The sequence below is a fragment of the Neisseria lisongii genome (assembly GCF_028463985.1).
Taxonomy (GTDB): Bacteria; Pseudomonadota; Gammaproteobacteria; order Burkholderiales; family Neisseriaceae; genus Neisseria; species Neisseria lisongii.
On record NZ_CP116766.1, the window covers coordinates 876,129 to 892,560 of the forward strand.

Genomic DNA, 16,432 nt, shown 5'->3' on the forward strand with positions numbered 1-16,432 from the left:
AAATACGCCGTTTCCGCTATATGATGATGTTTTCCGTTTTCCGGACCGACTGCCATGACTTCTTCCTCCGCCCGCACCTTCGACCCGCTCGCGATTCCGATTGAAAGCAGCAATCTGATTGAGGCCTCTGCCGGTACCGGCAAAACCTACGGCATTGCCGCTCTGTTTACCCGCCTGATTCTGCTGGAGCAGCTCGCCGTTGATCGGATTTTGGTGGTAACGTTTACCAAAGCCGCCACTGCCGAACTGAAAACCCGCCTGCGGGCGAGGTTGGACGAGGCCTTGCAGGTTTTGGAACATGCGCCCGATGATGAGCCGTTTTCAGACGGCATCAGCGAATATTGTTGCCAACACCATGAAAACGATGAGTTTCTGCCCGCCCTGCTGCTCAAGGCTTTGGAACAGGAAAGCCGCAACCGCCTGATTGTGCGCCTGAAAGCCGCCATCAGCCGGTTTGACAATGCCGCCATTTACACGATACACGGTTTCTGCCAGCGGGTTTTGCGGGATTATGCTTTTTTGTGCCAATCGCCGTTTGATGTGGCATTATCGGAAAACGATCAGCAGATCAAGCTGCAGGCGGCGCAGGATTTTTGGCGGCAAACCGTCAGCGGTAATCGGGAACTTGCCGGATTGGTATTCAAACACCGCTGCACGCCGGAAAGCGTGTTGGCCGAAATCCAAAGCTATGCCGCCCGCCCTTATCTTACGCCCAACCGACCCGAAAACCGGTTGAGTGAAACCCGTGCCGCTGCTGAATGCAACTGGCAAAATATCCGGCAATCGCTGGCGGATTTAGAACAGACGTTTTGGCGCGTTCACGCTTCGCTCAACGGCAATGCCTACCGCAAGAATACGTTTGAAAAGGTATTCGCCCTGCTCGGGGAGGCTTCCGCAGCCGGCCGCCTGCCCGATGATGCTTATCTGCACGAATATTTGCCCAAATTCGCTGCCGACCGTTTGGAGGAAAAAGTCAAAAAAGGCCAAAGCCCCGACCTTGCCGCCTTTGCCAAGCTGCAAAGCCTTGCCAATCTGCAACGGGATTTGTCGGCAGTTGCCGAAGCCGAGCAAAACGCTTTAACTGCCCTCAAACTCGATTTGCTCGAGTCGCTCAAAACGGCTTTGGCGGAACAGAAAAAATCCGGCCGCAGCCGCAGCTTCGATGATTTGCTGCTGGATGTTTATCATGCTTTGGACGGACACAATCCGCACAGCGGGCAACTGGCGCACACCATCGCCCAAAACTGGCAAGTGGCGCTGATTGACGAATTTCAGGATACTGATCCGCTGCAATACGCCGTGTTCAGCAAAATCTTTATCGGCTACCGCAACCCGCTGTTTTTGGTGGGCGACCCGAAACAGGCGATTTACAGTTTTCGGGGTGCCGATATTTACGCCTACCTGCAGGCTGCGCTCGATGCGGCGCATCACTACACGCTGGATACCAACTACCGCAGCCACAGCAAACTGATTGGCGGCATCAATGCGCTGTTCCAACAAAAAAAACGCCCGTTTGTGCTGCCTAATATCGGTTATTCCGATGTTAAAGCCGCCCGTGCCGAAAGCCGCCTGTCGCCGCCGCAGCCCGCCATTCAAATCCGCTGGCTCAACGGCAAAAACGATGAAGTTCTGCCCAAAGATGCGCTGCGTCAGCGTGCCGCCGATTATTGCGCCAATGAAATCGCCTATGCCCTGAATGAAGCGGCGCAAGGCCGTCTGAAATTTAAAGAACGGGCTGTCTGCTCGGGCGATATTGCGGTTTTGGTGCGCACCCATTCCGAAGGCAGCATGGTTGCCGAAGCGCTGAAAAAACGGGGCGTGCGCAGCGTATTGAACGGGCGGCAGTCGGTATTTGCCGCCGATGAGGCCAAAAGCCTTGCCTCGCTGCTGGAATTTTTTCTCGATTCAAGAAAAACCGAAGCCTTGAGTTTTGTATTGGGCGGGCCGCTGTTCGGTTACACCGCCGAACAGCTATACCGGCTCAACCACAATGAAACCCTGATTCTGCAATGGATTGCCGCTGCCGAAGCTGCATTGGTGCAATGGCAGGAACAGGGCATTTATGCTGCCATGCAGGGCTTTGCCGGTTTTTGCGGCTTGGAAACCTCGCTGCTGAAAAAACGCAACGAACGCAGCCTGACCAATTACCACCAGCTTTTGGAGCGTTTGGCCGAAGAAGGCGAACACAACAGCCGCCCCGCCGCCCTGCACCAATGGCTGTTGGACCAAATTACCCAAGCCGCCGAAGGGCAAGTCGGAGACAACAATATCCTGCGTTTGGAAAGCGATGAAGAACTGGTTAAAATCGTTACCATGCACGCTTCCAAAGGATTGCAGTATCCATTGGTATATTGCCCTTTCGTGTGGGATGCGGCCGACAACACAGCCGGCGAATGGCAGATTATCCACCGCCAAGAAGGCAGCGAACTGCTTGCCAAAACCCAATTATCGGAAAACGATCTGACCCAGCTTGGCGACGAAGAAACCGCAGAACGCCTGCGCCTGCTGTATGTCGCCCTGACCCGTTCCGAAGAGCGGCTCACAATCTATGCCGCCGCTTTCGGCAGCAGCAAAGGCGGCCATGCCACCACAGCCGGCAATACTTTCGCCTATCTGCTCGAAGGCGGCCCCGACAGCCTGCGCAGCGATGTATGCAAAGCCTATCGGGACGAATTGTCTGCCAACAAAGAAGCCGGTTTAACCGCCATGCTGCGGCGCAACTGGCAGCGTTTTTTAGACAAGCAATCAGCCGATAACACCGATTTTGCATTTAGCGATGAAGCCCCGCCGCAAAGCAGTTTTCAGACGGCCTCAAACGGCTCACCCAAATATCGGGCATGGCAGCCGCCGCAACGCTATTTCTCCTTTATCCGCCATACCAGCTTTACCGGCTTGGCCCGACACAGCGGCGCAGCCGCCGAACCGGAAGAAACCGCTTTGCCCGATTTGGACGAAACCGACCTGCCGCCTGCCGCCGATACCGACGGATACACCGACATCCACTATTTCCCGCACGGCGCACAAGCCGGCCTCTGTCTGCATGAAATGCTCGAACATGCCGACTTCAACCGCCCTGCAATTGAACAAAGCGGCAAACTGCAAGAAATTCTGCACCGCTACCGTTTTGACGAAGCATGGCTGCCGGTGATGGCCGACTTAATCGATGCCTGCCGCCAAACGCCGCTCACCGCAGGTTTTGCCTTAAACGACATCGCCCCCAAATTCCGCCTGCCCGAAATGGGTTTCACCATGTATATGCAGCAATTTTCCCTCAAAGCGCTGCAAAACTGGTTTGCCGCTTCCGACTTGCCGCCCGAATGCCGCCAAGCCGCCGAACGTCTGAATTTCAAAGACTTGCAAGGCTATCTCAACGGCTTTATCGACATGGTACACCAAGACCCCGAAGGCAACGTGTGCATCAGCGACTACAAATCCAACAAACTGGGCAACAGCAGCGAAGCCTACACCCAAACCGCCATGAACGCCGCCATGGCCGAACACCATTATTATTTACAGGCCTTTATCTACGCCATCGCTGTCGCCCGCTATTTCAAACAACGCCGACAGCCGCTGCACGAAGTCAATATCCGCTACATCTTCCTGCGCGGCATCGGCAGCCCCGGCAAAGGCATCTGGTCGTGGAATATCCCAGCCGAAAGCCTGCGGGAGTGGCTGTGATGCAGGGCATAAAGTGAATTCACAATCGTGAAATAAGAATAAAGCAAAGGCCGTCTGAAAACCATGATTTTCAGACGGCCTTTGCTTTATACTCAAACACTTATTTCATAAAAAAACGCCACATTTCTGTGGCGTTTTATCACTCAATCGATTCAGTTGGCATTTTCTTGCAACGACATATCGACACGTTCCCGCAATTCTTTACCCGGTTTGAAGTGTGGAACGTATTTTTCAGGTACTTCCACACGAGCGCCGGTTTTGGGGTTGCGGCCGATACGAGCCGGTCTGTGGTTCAGATCGAAGCTGCCGAAGCCTCGGATTTCGATCCGTTGGCCTCGTGCCAGCGAGCGGGTCATGGTGTCAACCAAGACTTTTACGCTGTACTCAACATCTTTCGCCATCAGATGATTGCCGTTTTTTTCGGCAAATACTTCTGCCAAGCGAACCATCAATTCAGACTTAGTCATGTCTGCAACCTTATTCTTGGTCGCCGGACAGTTTGGCTTTCAGCAAGTCGCCCAAGCTGGTAGTACCGGCGTTGGCGGTTGCGGCAGCGTTCACTGAATTCAGAGCGTCGCGGTTTTCTTTGGCATCCTTAGCTTTAACAGACAGGCGGATGCTGCGGTTTTTGCGATCAACGGTCGCAATAACGGCTTCTACTTCGTCGCCTTCTTTTACCACGTTGCGCAGGTCTTCTACACGCTCGCTGGACCATTCGGCTGCAGGCAGGTAGGCTTCTACTTCTTCAGACAGAGCAACTACGGCACCTTTGGCATCTACTGATTTCACAGTACCTTTAACCAGTGAACCTTTGTCGTTTACGCTGATAAAGTTGCCGAACGGATCGCCTTCCAGCTGTTTGATACCCAAAGAGATGCGTTCTTTATCAACGTCGATTGCCAATACAACGGCTTCAACTTCTTCGCCTTTTTTGTATTTGCGTACGGCTTCTTCGCCGGCTTCGGTCCAAGACAGGTCAGACAAGTGTACCAAGCCGTCGATACCACCAGGCAGGCCTACGAATACGCCGAAGTCGGTGATGGATTTAACTGCGCCGGAGATTTTGTCGCCTTTGTTGTGGTTGGCGGCAAATTCTTCCCAAGGATTGGCTTGGCATTGTTTCATGCCCAAAGAGATACGGCGGCGGTCTTCATCGATTTCCAGAATCATGACTTCTACTTCGTCGCCCAGTTGAACCACTTTGCTTGGGTGTACGTTTTTGTTGGTCCAGTCCATTTCGGAAACGTGTACCAAACCTTCGATGCCTTGTTCGATTTCTACGAATGCACCGTAATCGGTCAGGTTGGATACTTTACCGAACAGGCGGGTGCTTTGCGGATAGCGGCGGGTCAGGCCGTTCCATGGGTCTTCGCCCAGTTGTTTCATACCCAGAGAAACACGTTGTTTTTCTTGGTCGAATTTCAATACTTTGGCTTCTACTTCTTGACCGACTTCCAACACTTCGCTTGGGTGTTTCACACGGCGCCATGCCAGATCGGTGATGTGCAGCAGGCCGTCGATGCCGCCCAAATCAACGAATGCACCGTAATCGGTGATGTTTTTAACGATGCCTTTAACCACTGCGCCTTCTTGCAGGTTTTCCAGCAGGGCTTTGCGTTCTTCGCCCAGAGTGGCTTCCAGAACGGCACGGCGCGATACGACAACGTTGTTGCGTTTTTTGTCCAGTTTGATGACTTTGAATTCGATTTCTTTGCCTTCAAAGTGTGAAGTGTCTTTCACGGGACGTACATCAACCAGCGAACCCGGCAGGAAGGCGCGGATGCTGTTGATCATTACAGTCAGACCGCCTTTTACTTTGCCGTTAATCACGCCGGACAGGATGTCGCCGTTTTCCATTGCTTCTTCCAAAGCAATCCAGTCGGCGGCACGTTTGGCTTTTTCGCGGGACAGTTTGGTTTCGCCGAAGCCGTTTTCAACAGATTCGATGGTTACGGTTACGAAATCGCCTACTTTAACTTCAATCTCGCCCTGAGCGTTTTTGAATTCAGCTACGTCAATCAGAGATTCTGATTTCAGACCTGCGTTTACAGTAACGAAGTTTTGATCGATTGCCACTACTTCAGCGGTAATCACTTCACCTGGGTTCATTTCTTGCAGGGTGAAGCTTTCTTCCAATAACTGGGCAAAATTTTCCATAGTCATAATTACTCTTTTCGGTACACCGCCAAGGGGTGCGGGTTGGGTTGCTGAAAATCTGCCGCCCTTGGCGCAGCAGACAAATTTTTAAAACATATTCAAATAAAACCGCCAATCTGATTTGGCGAAGCCTTTTATTTCGATATGCTTATTTAGTTTAATCCAAGTATAAACAGCATTTTCAGACGGCCTACGCCGATTTGTAGGCCGTCTGAAAAGCAACGGGGGAATTATACAGGATTTTTCACACTTTGCTATACCAATCAAGCACTTTTTTTACACTTTCTTCGATACCCAAATCGGTGGTGTCCAATAACAGTGCATCGGGAAGCTGCTGCAAAGGGGCAACGGCACGGCGGCGGTCGGCTTCGTCCCGTGCTTCGATGTCGGACAAAATGCGGTCAAACGCCACGCCTTCGCAAGGCAAACCGAGCTGTTTTGCCCGCCGTTCGGCACGCACCTGCGCACTGGCGGTCAGAAAAATTTTCAGTGCAGCTTCGGGGAACACCACCGAACCCATGTCCCTGCCGTCGCCGACCAAGCCTTTATCGCCGAGAAAATCCCGTTGCCGCTGCAATAATGCGGCACGCACTTTCGGCAACTGTGCCACGGCGGATGCGCCCATGCCGATAGCTTCGGTACGGATGGCTTCGGAAACGTCTTGCCCGTCCAGCCAAATGCTGCCGTCTTTAAATTCGGCGGGCAAGCGTTCTGCCAAAGCGGCAACGGCGGCTTCGTCATGCCATTCGGCGTGTTGCTGTTGGGCATAGAGTGCGGTCAGGCGGTAGAGTGCGCCGGAGTCGAGATAATCAAATCCCAATGCCGCCGCTACTCTGGAAGCGACCGTGCCTTTGCCCGATGCGCTCGGGCCGTCGATGGCGATGACTTTTTGTTTGACAGACATCTTTCATTCCTCGGTAATGATTTGGCGCTTATTTTAGCAGAGTATCGCCCGAATGCAGAACCTTGCTGCCGTGAAACCAGCCTGAACTGCCCTATTTCCTTTTCACCCGTTTTCAGACGGCCTTACCGGTTTGCGGTCTGACAAAACCTTGAGATTAACGGTATAATCCGAGCGTTTATTAAACAATTATAACGGAATTTAACATGCAACAACTCAAATTAGCCATTTCGGGCGCACAAATTTTATTTGTCGCCTTTGGTGCAATGGTGCTGGTGCCGCTGCTGACCGGTCTCAATCCGGCCCTTGCCCTGCTTGGCGCAGGTATCGGCACTCTATTGTTCCAACTGCTGACCAAACGTAAAGTGCCGATTTTTTTAGGCTCGTCTTTTGCCTTTATCGCACCGATTATTTATTCCATCGGCGAATGGGGGCTGCCGTCCACCATGTTCGGCCTGTTTGCCGCCGGTTTTATGTATTTTGTGTTTGCCGCACTGATTAAATGGCGGGGCTTGGGCGCAGTGCATAAATTATTGCCGCCGGTGGTGATCGGACCGGTGATTATGGTAATCGGTTTGTCGGTTGCGGGCGCAGCCAGCCAGATGGCGATGGGTCTGTCGGGCGGCAAACAGGTTATCGAATACGGCGACTCGCTGATTCTTGCCGGATTTACCTTTGCCGTAACCGTGATTGTGTCGGTATTTGGTAGCAAAATGATGAAGCTGATTCCGATTTTAATCGGCGTAGCATCCGGCTATATTCTGGCGTGGATGATGGGCTTGGTGGACACTTCCGGCATTGCCAACGCCCCGTGGTTTGCCGTGCCGCATTTTGAAACGCCACAGGTAAACTGGCAAGCGGCACTGTTTATGCTGCCCGTGGCGATTGCACCAGCCATCGAACACATCGGCGGCGTGATGGCCATCGGCAATGTAACCGGAAAAGATTACGCCAAAGACCCCGGTTTGGACAAAACCCTCGCCGGCGACGGCTTAGGCGTGTGCGTTGCCGGTTTGATCGGCGGCCCGCCGGTAACCACTTACGGCGAGGTAACCGGTGCCGTGATGATTACCAAAAACAGCAACCCGAAAATCATGACTTGGGCGGCGATTTTTGCCATCTGCATGGCGTTTTTCGGCAAATTCAACGCCTTTTTGGCCTCCATTCCGCTACCGGTAATGGGCGGCATTATGATTCTGCTGTTCGGCACCATCGCCTCTTTGGGCATGAAAACCCTGATTGATGCCAAAGTCGATTTGATGCAGCCGAAAAATCTGGTAATCGTCAGCTCGGTATTGACCACCGGTGTCGGCGGCATGATTATCAAAGTCGGCACCCTCAGCTTTGCCGGCGTAGGCCTGTGCGCCGTATTGGCAATTATTCTGAACTGGGTATTGCCAACTCCGAAAATCGATTCCGCCGAATAGTCCGCAGTAATCAAAACCAACAAGCCGTCTGAAAATGCAGTTTTCAGACGGCTTGTTGGTTGTCTATAACAGATATATAGTGAATTAATCGAAAAAATATGACACCGAAGCGAGCCGCTCTTCCCCCTAGCCCCTTCCCGCCAGCGGGACGGGGAGCGGTGTGCAGATGGTGCAACTTAGCCTGTTGCCATACATATTTGTACAGAAAATTCGGTGTTTTAACTAAAGTGAATCCACGATATAAATCTAAAACCGACACGCCGGAACAGCGGCGGGATATACCGACACTTTGGTCTGCGTTAAGGCAAACAGGTTTTCCAACTGGTTTTGCGCCTGACGGTTGGCGCTGCCGAGAATATCGGCACGACAGGCATTGTCGAGAACCTGTCGGCGTGCCTGCTGCTGCACGCTTTGAAACAGCGATTTGTCGGGCGGCAACAGATTAAATGTTCCGGTTTGAATATCGTACACTTCGATGTTTTCCAAATCCACGCTGAGAATTTCCACGGGCGGCAAGCTGATGAGGATTTTGTCGTCCACGATATGGATATTTTGCGCCGTGAGCTTGTCCAAATCCAAGCCTGCCAACACTTTGCCCCGCACGATAAACAGCCCGTTTTCCTTATCCTGCCATAATTTCCGCCAATCGCCTTTTTTCTCGGTACGGATAATGGTGTCGATATAGAATGCCGTACTTTCCAAACGGTTCATCTGCCGAATCTGCGTTACCACACCTTCGCGCGAAATCATCTGCGTATCGCTGCGCTGCTGATACAGCCACGCCCCCAGCGCACCTGCACCGCACAGCAGCAACGCCGCCAAAATTCGGAATCCGGTTTTCATCGGTTTGAGCCTTTGATTTGATTTGTTTGGATTAAACTATATATTGGCAAACAGAGCCGCTTTCAAGACAACAGGCCGTCTGAAAAACGGACAACGCAAATTTCAGACGGCCTTGCAATACTAAAATTACCAAAAAGTAATTACCCGATATCCGCCAATTTGAAAGTTTGCTTTTTGGTAAACTCAGGCATACAATCGCTGTTGTCCTTTTGCAAAAAGAAACCGATGAATATTACCGAATTGCGCCGCTGCAATCTGCGGCAATGGATAGACCGCCATTATGCAGGGCAACAGTCCCGCTTTGTCGAAGCAATTGCCATCAATCAGGGCGAACTGTCGGCGCTGTTGAAAAACAAATCCTTCGGCGAGAAAAAAGCCCGCAAAATCGAAGCCGCAGCCGGTATGCCGCCGATGTGGCTGGACAACGAACATCTTTCCACTTCCCCAAACACACACGAGCAATCTGAAATGAACACACCTATTTCTACCATCCCCGAAATTCTCGCCGACATCAAAGCCGGAAAAATGGTGATTATCACCGATGCCGAAGACCGTGAAAACGAGGGCGACCTGCTGATGGCGGCGCAATTCGTTACGCCTGAAGCCATCAATTTTATGATCAAACACGCCCGGGGTTTGGTCTGCCTGCCGATGGAAAGCGAAATGGTCGAAAAACTCGGCCTGCCGATGATGACCCAGAAAAACGGTGCGCAATACGGCACCAATTTCACCGTTTCCATTGAAGCGGCGCACGGCATCGCCACCGGCATTTCCGCCGCCGACCGTGCGCTGACCATTCAAACCGCCGTTTCGCCGTCTGCCAAGCCCGAAGACATCGTCCAACCCGGCCATATTTTCCCGCTGCGGGCGCAAAAAGGCGGCGTGTTGGTGCGTGCCGGACACACCGAAGCCGGCGTGGATTTGGCACAAATGTGCGGCCTGATTCCGGCGGCGGTTATCTGCGAAATCATCAACGACGACGGCACCATGGCCCGTATGCCCGAACTGATTGAGTTTGCCAAAACCCACGGCCTGAAAATCGGTACGATTACCGACCTGATCGAATACCGCAGCCGCACCGAAAGCCTGCTCGAAGAAATGGGCGACACGCCGGTATCCACCCCTTGGGGCGAGTTCCAACAACATGTTTATGTCGATAAATTATCCGGCGAAACCCATTTGGCGCTGGTAAAAGGCACGCCGACCGCCGACAGCGAAACGGTGGTGCGGGTTCACGAACCGTTCAGTGCCATGGACTTTATCCAAACCAATCCCCGCCATTCATGGCCGCTGCCCAAAGCCTTGGAACGCATCCAGCAGGCGGAAAGCGGCGTGGTGATTTTGATGCACCGCATGGAAGACGGTGCCGCCCTGCTCGACCGCACCCTGCCCAAAGGCGTAAACCAAGCCTATAAATGGGACAGCAAAAGCTACGGCATCGGCGCTCAAATCCTCGCCGGTTTGAACGTGAAAAAACTGCGGGTATTGGGCAAACCATCTTCCTTCACCGGCCTCAACGGTTTCGGCTTGGAAATTACCGGTTTTGAAGAAGCGGAAAAATATAGCTGACTATAGTAATTTACCAAATTTCTAGTACATTCTAAATCCACTATAGTTAAAACACTAAGTTTTCCATACAAAAGCAGGCGTAGTTTGTGCTTAGCGAGGCACGAGCGTAACCCAACAAAATCTTATGTTTCAAGGTTTTTTAAATTAATGCTGGGTCTCGACCCAACCTACGCCCTGTTTAAAAACCGTATGGATTATTAGGTTAATTTACTATATATATATTAACAGACACGTGCATGCTCCGGCATGCACGCTACGCCGAGTTTGGTGTAGCAACTGTATTTTTCACCCCGTCGGGCAAAAATACAAAAACGGTTAGTCTGAAGGCCGGTCTAAACAAAACCGGCAATACTTCAACATGATCAAACAGCACTCACTGCCGCCAAACGATCCCGCATCATCGCATTCAGAATCGTCAGCAGCTTACGCATACAGGCCGTTACCGCCACTTTGTACGGCTTACCCCGCAAACGCAGACGTTGGTAGAAGTCCTTAATCCTCGGTTCGTAGTGTGCCGCCACCATCGCCGCCATATACAGCGTTTTGCGTACAGCACTGCGCCCGCCGAAACAGCGGCTTTTAAACTTCATTGTGCCGCTTTCTTTCACATAAGGGGCGACACCTACCAAACCGGCAATCTGTTTATGCGATACTTTGCCCAATTCCGGCAACATCGCACATAAGGTCGCCGCAGTAGTCGGGCCGATACCTTTGATGCTTTGCAGCAGACTGCTTTTGTCGCCAAAATGAGTGTCGTTATGTTCTTCGATCTGTCTGTCCAAAGCAGCAATTAGTGCGTCGAAATGTGCGATCAGTGCTTCAACACTTTGAATCTGTGTTTCATGTACCTGCTGCAAACGGTTTTTTTCGGCACTGCGCATTTCAACCAGTTGAGTGCGGCGGCTGATTAAGGCTTCGAGGATTTCTTCTGCCTCACTCGGCGGCGTATAGAGCTGCCGTTCCCAATCGGGCTTTTGTGTGATTACCTGTGCGTAAAACGCCAACATTTTGGCATCGGCCGCATCGGTTTTGGTGAGTGATTGCGACTGTGCGAATTGGTGCGTCTGACGGGGATTGGCAATGATGACTTTGAATCCTGCCCGGTGCAGTGCTTTGGCCAATGGGATTTCCAGTCCGCCGGTGCTTTCCATCACAACCAGTGAGACCTGATGTTTTTTCAGGTATTCGATGGTGTGGAGAAAGCCTTTTTGGTTGTTGGTCTCGGTTTTGGTCTTTTTGGAAGACGTGATGCCGATAACGAAGTTTCGTTTGGCGATGTCGATACCGCCGTAGTTTTGGGTACTCATCATAAACCTGTCTTGCATTCGGTTGTGTTGTCGGGCAACTGTCCGGTTGTGTTGATGGGTTGCCCGGCTTCCCTAAGCTACACAGCGGTTGTTGAACCTTGGGTGCGCACGGGTGGCGGCCGGGCGGGTGTTGCTTGTTATGATACTGGAAGTTGGATATACAAGCGTGCGTGCCGCAGCACGCACGGGTTTGTTGATAAAACAGCCCCTCTTCTCCGTTCAAGCTCAAAATGATGCCGTCTGAAAACTAAATTTTCAGACGGCATCATTGTGTGTTCAAACAGTTTCAGTATTGTTTCAGCGTACGCAGGTCGCCAGCCAGACTTTTTGCTGCTGCGGTGTCAGCAGATGGTAAAAGCGGTGTTGCAGTGCCAGTTCTTCCACCGAATAGTCCATACCCGAAAGATAGCGGGCTTCGACATAATCGCGGGCGCTGTTGTTGTCAAACACATCGGAAGCCATGATTTTCATGATATTCTGGCGGCGGTTGCGCTCGGAACGGGCGGCTTTTTGCACGGAACGGTCGTAGGCTTTTTTATATTCGATGCGGATTCGGCGCAGGTTGTCGTGTTGTTCCCGGCTTAAATTCAGTGGACGGATGTCGCAGTTGTGGGAAAAATCGTCTAAGTGAATGGGGGCGGCTTCTGCCGTTACGCTGCACACCAGCAGCGCAACACAAAACATTTTAACGGGCAAACGGGCTTTAGGCATAAGAGACACAACGATTTCCAAGAATGGGAACAAATAGACTATAATTGAGTTCGGTGTGAATCGGGGTATCAATAAAGTTAACTTTTGTTAATGAATCCGCCTGTTTGATATATTTTAAAGTAACTGCTTTATTTTAAAGTTATTACGATTTGCCACCGACTGCCGAAAATAATCTGCCTGTGTTGTAAAAATACCGACTGTTCCGACCGGAGAAACCAATCATGACCACTTACCGCATCGCCCCCAGCATTCTTTCTGCCGATTTTGCCCGTCTGGGCGAAGAAGTTACCAATGTGATTGCCGCCGGTGCCGATTTGATTCACTTTGATGTGATGGACAACCATTATGTGCCGAATCTGACTTTCGGACCTATGGTCTGCAAGGCTTTGAAGCCGTATGCCGGCGTACCGGTGGACGTTCATCTGATGGTCGAGCCGGTGGACGATCTGATTCAGTCGTTTGCCGCCGCCGGTACCGACATCATCACTTTCCACCCCGAAGCCAGCAAACATATCGACCGCAGCCTGAGCCTAATTAAAGATGCGGGCTGTCAGGCCGGTTTGGTGCTAAATCCGGCCACACCGGTTCATGTTTTGGAAAACGTGTTGGACCGTTTGGATATGGTGCTGCTGATGTCGGTTAATCCCGGTTTCGGAGGACAGAGCTTTATTCCGCACACTTTAACCAAAATCCGCCGTGTTCGGGCAATGTTGGACGAATATCAGTTAGCAAGCGGACGGAAAATTGCGTTGGAAGTGGACGGCGGCATTAAAACCGACAACATCGCCGAGGTGGCCGCAGCCGGTGCGGATACTTTTGTTGCCGGTTCCGCCATTTTCGGCCAAGCGGATTACCGTGCGGTAATTGACGCTATGCGGCGGGAATTGGCAACAGTCTGACCGATCGATGCCGTCTGAAAACAGGGCTTGGGTTCAACGCTGTTTTCAGACGGCCTTGCGTTTTTTATCTGCATTCTCGGCAAACGGGCTTTTCAGACGGCCTCAAACAGGGTACATTTAGCCCATATTGTTTGCAATCCAGAGGAATATTATTCATGGATCATTTTTTAAAATCCAAAAAGTTAGAACAAGTCTGCTACGATATCCGCGGCCCGGTTCATAAAGAAGCGCTGCGGCTGGAAGAAGAAGGCCACAAAATCCTCAAGCTGAATATCGGCAACCCCGCCCCGTTCGGCTTTGAAGCGCCCGATGAAATTTTAGTAGATGTGATTCGTAATCTGCCAACCTCGCAGGGTTATTGCGATTCCAAAGGGCTGTATTCGGCACGCAAAGCAGTGGTGCATTATTATCAGACCAAAGGCTTGCTGGACGTGAGCGTTAATGATGTCTATATCGGCAACGGCGTATCCGAGCTGATTACCATGTCGATGCAGGCACTTTTAGACGACGGCGACGAGATTCTGATTCCGATGCCGGATTATCCTTTGTGGACGGCCGCCGCCACGCTGGCCGGCGGTAAAGTGTGCCATTATCTGTGTGATGAAGAACAAAACTGGTTCCCCGATTTGGCCGACATCGAAGCCAAAATCACGCCGAAAACCAAAGCGATTGTTATCATCAACCCCAATAATCCGACCGGCGCTGTGTACAGCAAAGAAATCCTACTGGAAATTGCCGAACTGGCCCGCCGCCACGGGCTGATTATTTTCGCTGATGAAATTTACGACAAAATCCTCTACGACGGTGCCGTCCACCACCATATCGCCGCCCTTGCGCCGGACTTGCTGACCGTTACCTTCAACGGCCTGTCCAAATCCTACCGTGTCGCCGGTTTCCGCCAAGGCTGGATGGTGTTAAACGGCCCGAAAGACCATGCCAAAGGCTATATCGAAGGCTTGGATATGCTCGCTTCCATGCGCCTTTGCGCCACCACGCCGATGCAGCACGCTATTCAGACGGCCTTGGGCGGCTATCAGAGCATCAACGAGTTTATCCTGCCCGGCGGCCGCCTGCTCGAACAGCGCAACAAAGCCTGGGAAATGGTCAATCGGATTCCGGGGCTGTCGTGTGTCAAACCGATGGGGGCGCTGTATATGTTCCCGAAAATCGATACCGAAATGTACCAAATCAAAGACGATATGAAATTTATCTATGATTTACTGGTCAAAGAAAAAGTCTTGCTGGTGCAGGGTACGGGCTTCAACTGGCACAAGCCCGACCACTTCCGCATCGTAACCCTGCCGCATATCCATCAAATCGAGGAAGCGATGGGCAAGCTGGAACGCTTCCTGCAAAACTACCGCCAATAAACGCCGCCAACCGCAGCTTTTCCCGCTGCGGTTTTTTTAACATTTTACAAACATTTCCTTACCGCTTTGGTGTTTATTTCCGCCCTGAAAATCCCGATAATAAGCGGCTGTTCCGTTTTATACCCAGATAAAAACATCATGAATACCTTAATCAAAACCGCACTTGCCGCCCTCACCCTGAGCGCCGCATTCACCGCCCACGCCCAAACCCGTGCCACGATTGAAACCAATATGGGCAATATCGAATTGCAGTTAGACGAAAACAAAGCCCCGAAAACCGTTGCCAACTTCGTCAGCTATGCCCAAAAAGGGTTTTACAACAACACAATCTTTCATCGGGTTATCGACAACTTCATGATTCAGGGCGGCGGCTACACCGAACAGCTTGCGGAAAAACCGACCGATAAAGCGATTGCCAACGAAGCCGACAACGGCCTGAAAAACGCCGTCGGCACCATCGCTATGGCCCGCACCGGTAATCCGCATTCCGCCACCAGCCAGTTTTTTATCAACACCGCCGACAATCAGTTTCTGAATTTCAAAAACAAAACGCCCCAAGGCTACGGCTATGCCGTATTCGGCAAAGTAACTTCCGGCATGGACGTGGTCAGCCGCATCGGCAAAGTACCGACCACCACCCGCAGTTTCTATCAAAACGTACCGGTCAAACCTGTTATCATTAAAAAAATTACTATTCACTGAGATGTAAGAAACATCTGCGTTGTTTACACAACAGGTTGAGAAAAATAAGCCTGTAAAACCTCAAAAGGCGTATCGCCTTTAAGGAACTTGGCTACACTGGTGACCGTACGGTCAGACAAAATGACCGCATACAGTTCCCGATAATAGTCGTCAATGGCGATAAACAAGTAATCCCTCGGGGCGCTTACTTTTTGATTCTGCAATAACGGCAACCGTTTGGTGTCGAAATGTAGCATTTCGCCAAGGTGGAATTTGTTGTAGCGTTTAGCCTGTTTTTGAGTTTGTCTTCGATGTCTTTCTCGATTTTGGCTAAACGCTTTATGCCGTACTTGGCCCGTTTAAAACGGTTGTTGGTGCAGTTGCAGCCGTGCGGCCTTAAGGACTTGGTAAATGGTTACTCTGCTGACCCGGTATTACCGGGTCAGCAGAGTAACCGTGATTTTATCCTGTGTATAGGCTCACCAAACAGCTTGGCGTTGATGAAGTGTCAGTCAGGACACTTGTTAAACGCTTCGTCAAACTTGCCCGCCTTAATCAGCTCGGCCTCTTCGTTGTCCGAAAACTGCTTCAGCATCAGCCGCACCGCATCAGGGTCAATCCCTTCAAACTGTTTCAGCTGCTCGCCTTGCGTTTTCAGCTTGCCCAGCAATTCGGAATTTTTCGCTTTCAGACCGCCGACCGCCGCCTCAACCGCAGCATCGATATCCGCCTGCGTCAAACCCTGCTGGCCGCCTGTGCCGCTGCCTGCACCATCACCGTCTGCACCGGCCTGATTGCGTAAAACGGAAAACATATTGCGGTAGTTCATAAAACATCTCCTTGAGATAAAAAATTAACGGGCCTTGCCCGCAAAAAAGCCCTGCAAAAC

13 protein-coding genes and 1 pseudogene are annotated in these 16,432 nt (G+C 51.5%); 6 read left to right on the forward strand and 8 right to left on the reverse strand.

The features are described 5' to 3' along the window. Positions 1–54: 54 nt before the first annotated feature. Positions 55–3,678, forward strand: coding sequence for an exodeoxyribonuclease V subunit beta (recB, locus tag PJU73_RS03910; protein WP_237091979.1), 3,624 nt, complete (start codon positions 55–57; stop codon positions 3,676–3,678). Between the two features lie 152 nt (positions 3,679–3,830). On the opposite strand, the gene PJU73_RS03915 is transcribed toward recB, so the two are convergent. The 3 genes from PJU73_RS03915 to cmk form a co-directional block, all read right to left on the reverse strand. Next, on the reverse strand, positions 3,831–4,145 hold the full coding sequence (locus PJU73_RS03915; RefSeq protein ID WP_237091980.1) for an integration host factor subunit beta: 315 nt from the start codon (positions 4,143–4,145) through the stop codon (positions 3,831–3,833). 10 nt (positions 4,146–4,155) lie between these two features. Further along, entirely contained in the window at positions 4,156–5,841 is a 1,686-nt protein-coding gene (gene rpsA / locus PJU73_RS03920; protein WP_237091981.1) for a 30S ribosomal protein S1, read from the reverse strand. Positions 5,842–6,079: 238 nt separating this feature from the next. Next, on the reverse strand, positions 6,080–6,739 hold the full coding sequence (gene cmk, locus PJU73_RS03925; protein WP_237091982.1) for a (d)CMP kinase: 660 nt from the start codon (positions 6,737–6,739) through the stop codon (positions 6,080–6,082). A 203-nt stretch (positions 6,740–6,942) separates the two neighbouring features. Here cmk and PJU73_RS03930 point away from each other — a divergent pair, with 203 nt between their 5' ends. Then, entirely contained in the window at positions 6,943–8,163 is a 1,221-nt protein-coding gene (locus tag PJU73_RS03930; protein ID WP_237091983.1) for a uracil-xanthine permease family protein, read from the forward strand. A gap of 246 nt (positions 8,164–8,409) precedes the next feature. Here the strand turns inward: PJU73_RS03930 and PJU73_RS03935 are convergent, their stop codons facing one another. Continuing rightward, positions 8,410–9,006 carry a DUF4230 domain-containing protein gene (locus PJU73_RS03935; protein ID WP_237091984.1) on the reverse strand — a complete coding sequence of 199 codons (597 nt, stop codon included), beginning with the start codon at positions 9,004–9,006 and terminating at the stop codon, positions 8,410–8,412. 225 nt (positions 9,007–9,231) lie between these two features. Between PJU73_RS03935 and ribBA the strand changes: the two genes are divergently transcribed. Next, positions 9,232–10,575 carry a bifunctional 3,4-dihydroxy-2-butanone-4-phosphate synthase/GTP cyclohydrolase II gene (gene ribBA / locus PJU73_RS03940; RefSeq protein WP_237091985.1) on the forward strand — a complete coding sequence of 448 codons (1,344 nt, stop codon included), beginning with the start codon at positions 9,232–9,234 and terminating at the stop codon, positions 10,573–10,575. 362 nt (positions 10,576–10,937) lie between these two features. On the opposite strand, the gene PJU73_RS03945 is transcribed toward ribBA, so the two are convergent. Further along, positions 10,938–11,900: an IS110 family RNA-guided transposase gene (locus tag PJU73_RS03945; protein ID WP_443094073.1), complete on the reverse strand. Its 963-nt coding sequence runs from the start codon at positions 11,898–11,900 to the stop codon at positions 10,938–10,940. 279 nt (positions 11,901–12,179) lie between these two features. Beyond that, positions 12,180–12,593 carry a Spy/CpxP family protein refolding chaperone gene (locus tag PJU73_RS03950; RefSeq protein ID WP_237091271.1) on the reverse strand — a complete coding sequence of 138 codons (414 nt, stop codon included), beginning with the start codon at positions 12,591–12,593 and terminating at the stop codon, positions 12,180–12,182. 221 nt (positions 12,594–12,814) lie between these two features. Between PJU73_RS03950 and rpe the strand changes: the two genes are divergently transcribed. The 3 genes from rpe to PJU73_RS03965 all read left to right on the forward strand — a co-directional run bounded on the left by rpe (position 12,815) and on the right by PJU73_RS03965 (position 15,564). Then, a complete protein-coding gene (rpe, locus tag PJU73_RS03955; RefSeq protein ID WP_237091270.1) occupies positions 12,815–13,492 on the forward strand; it encodes a ribulose-phosphate 3-epimerase in 678 nt (225 codons plus the stop codon). Between the two features lie 155 nt (positions 13,493–13,647). Continuing rightward, positions 13,648–14,862: a pyridoxal phosphate-dependent aminotransferase gene (locus tag PJU73_RS03960; protein ID WP_237091269.1), complete on the forward strand. Its 1,215-nt coding sequence runs from the start codon at positions 13,648–13,650 to the stop codon at positions 14,860–14,862. A 138-nt stretch (positions 14,863–15,000) separates the two neighbouring features. Continuing rightward, positions 15,001–15,564 (forward strand): peptidylprolyl isomerase, encoded by a 564-nt coding sequence (locus PJU73_RS03965; RefSeq protein WP_237091268.1) that lies wholly within the window; start codon positions 15,001–15,003, stop codon positions 15,562–15,564. Between the two features lie 74 nt (positions 15,565–15,638). On the opposite strand, the pseudogene PJU73_RS09595 reads toward PJU73_RS03965, so the two are convergent. After that, a pseudogene (locus PJU73_RS09595) lies at positions 15,639–16,055 on the reverse strand (transposase family protein); the annotation flags it as partial. Then, positions 16,052–16,372: a hypothetical protein gene (locus tag PJU73_RS03970; RefSeq protein ID WP_237091267.1), complete on the reverse strand. Its 321-nt coding sequence runs from the start codon at positions 16,370–16,372 to the stop codon at positions 16,052–16,054. The pseudogene PJU73_RS09595 and the gene PJU73_RS03970, both read right to left, overlap by 4 nt. Positions 16,373–16,432: the final 60 nt, after the last annotated feature.

Excerpts from the sequence above, each read along its gene's own strand:
- PJU73_RS03960 (WP_237091269.1), top strand. The coding sequence starts at position 13,648 with ATGGATCATTTTTTAAAATCCAAAAAGTTAGAACAAGTCTGCTACGAT.
- cmk (WP_237091982.1), bottom strand. The coding sequence starts at position 6,739 with ATGTCTGTCAAACAAAAAGTCATCGCCATCGACGGCCCGAGCGCATCG.
- PJU73_RS03970 (WP_237091267.1), bottom strand. The coding sequence starts at position 16,372 with ATGAACTACCGCAATATGTTTTCCGTTTTACGCAATCAGGCCGGTGCA.
- PJU73_RS03945 (WP_443094073.1), bottom strand. The coding sequence starts at position 11,900 with ATGCAAGACAGGTTTATGATGAGTACCCAAAACTACGGCGGTATCGAC.
- PJU73_RS03950 (WP_237091271.1), bottom strand. The coding sequence starts at position 12,593 with ATGCCTAAAGCCCGTTTGCCCGTTAAAATGTTTTGTGTTGCGCTGCTG.
- PJU73_RS03930 (WP_237091983.1), top strand. The coding sequence starts at position 6,943 with ATGCAACAACTCAAATTAGCCATTTCGGGCGCACAAATTTTATTTGTC.
- PJU73_RS03935 (WP_237091984.1), bottom strand. The coding sequence starts at position 9,006 with ATGAAAACCGGATTCCGAATTTTGGCGGCGTTGCTGCTGTGCGGTGCA.
- rpe (WP_237091270.1), top strand. The coding sequence starts at position 12,815 with ATGACCACTTACCGCATCGCCCCCAGCATTCTTTCTGCCGATTTTGCC.
- PJU73_RS03965 (WP_237091268.1), top strand. The coding sequence starts at position 15,001 with ATGAATACCTTAATCAAAACCGCACTTGCCGCCCTCACCCTGAGCGCC.
- PJU73_RS03915 (WP_237091980.1), bottom strand. The coding sequence starts at position 4,145 with ATGACTAAGTCTGAATTGATGGTTCGCTTGGCAGAAGTATTTGCCGAA.
- recB (WP_237091979.1), top strand. The coding sequence starts at position 55 with ATGACTTCTTCCTCCGCCCGCACCTTCGACCCGCTCGCGATTCCGATT.
- rpsA (WP_237091981.1), bottom strand. The coding sequence starts at position 5,841 with ATGACTATGGAAAATTTTGCCCAGTTATTGGAAGAAAGCTTCACCCTG.
- ribBA (WP_237091985.1), top strand. The coding sequence starts at position 9,232 with ATGAATATTACCGAATTGCGCCGCTGCAATCTGCGGCAATGGATAGAC.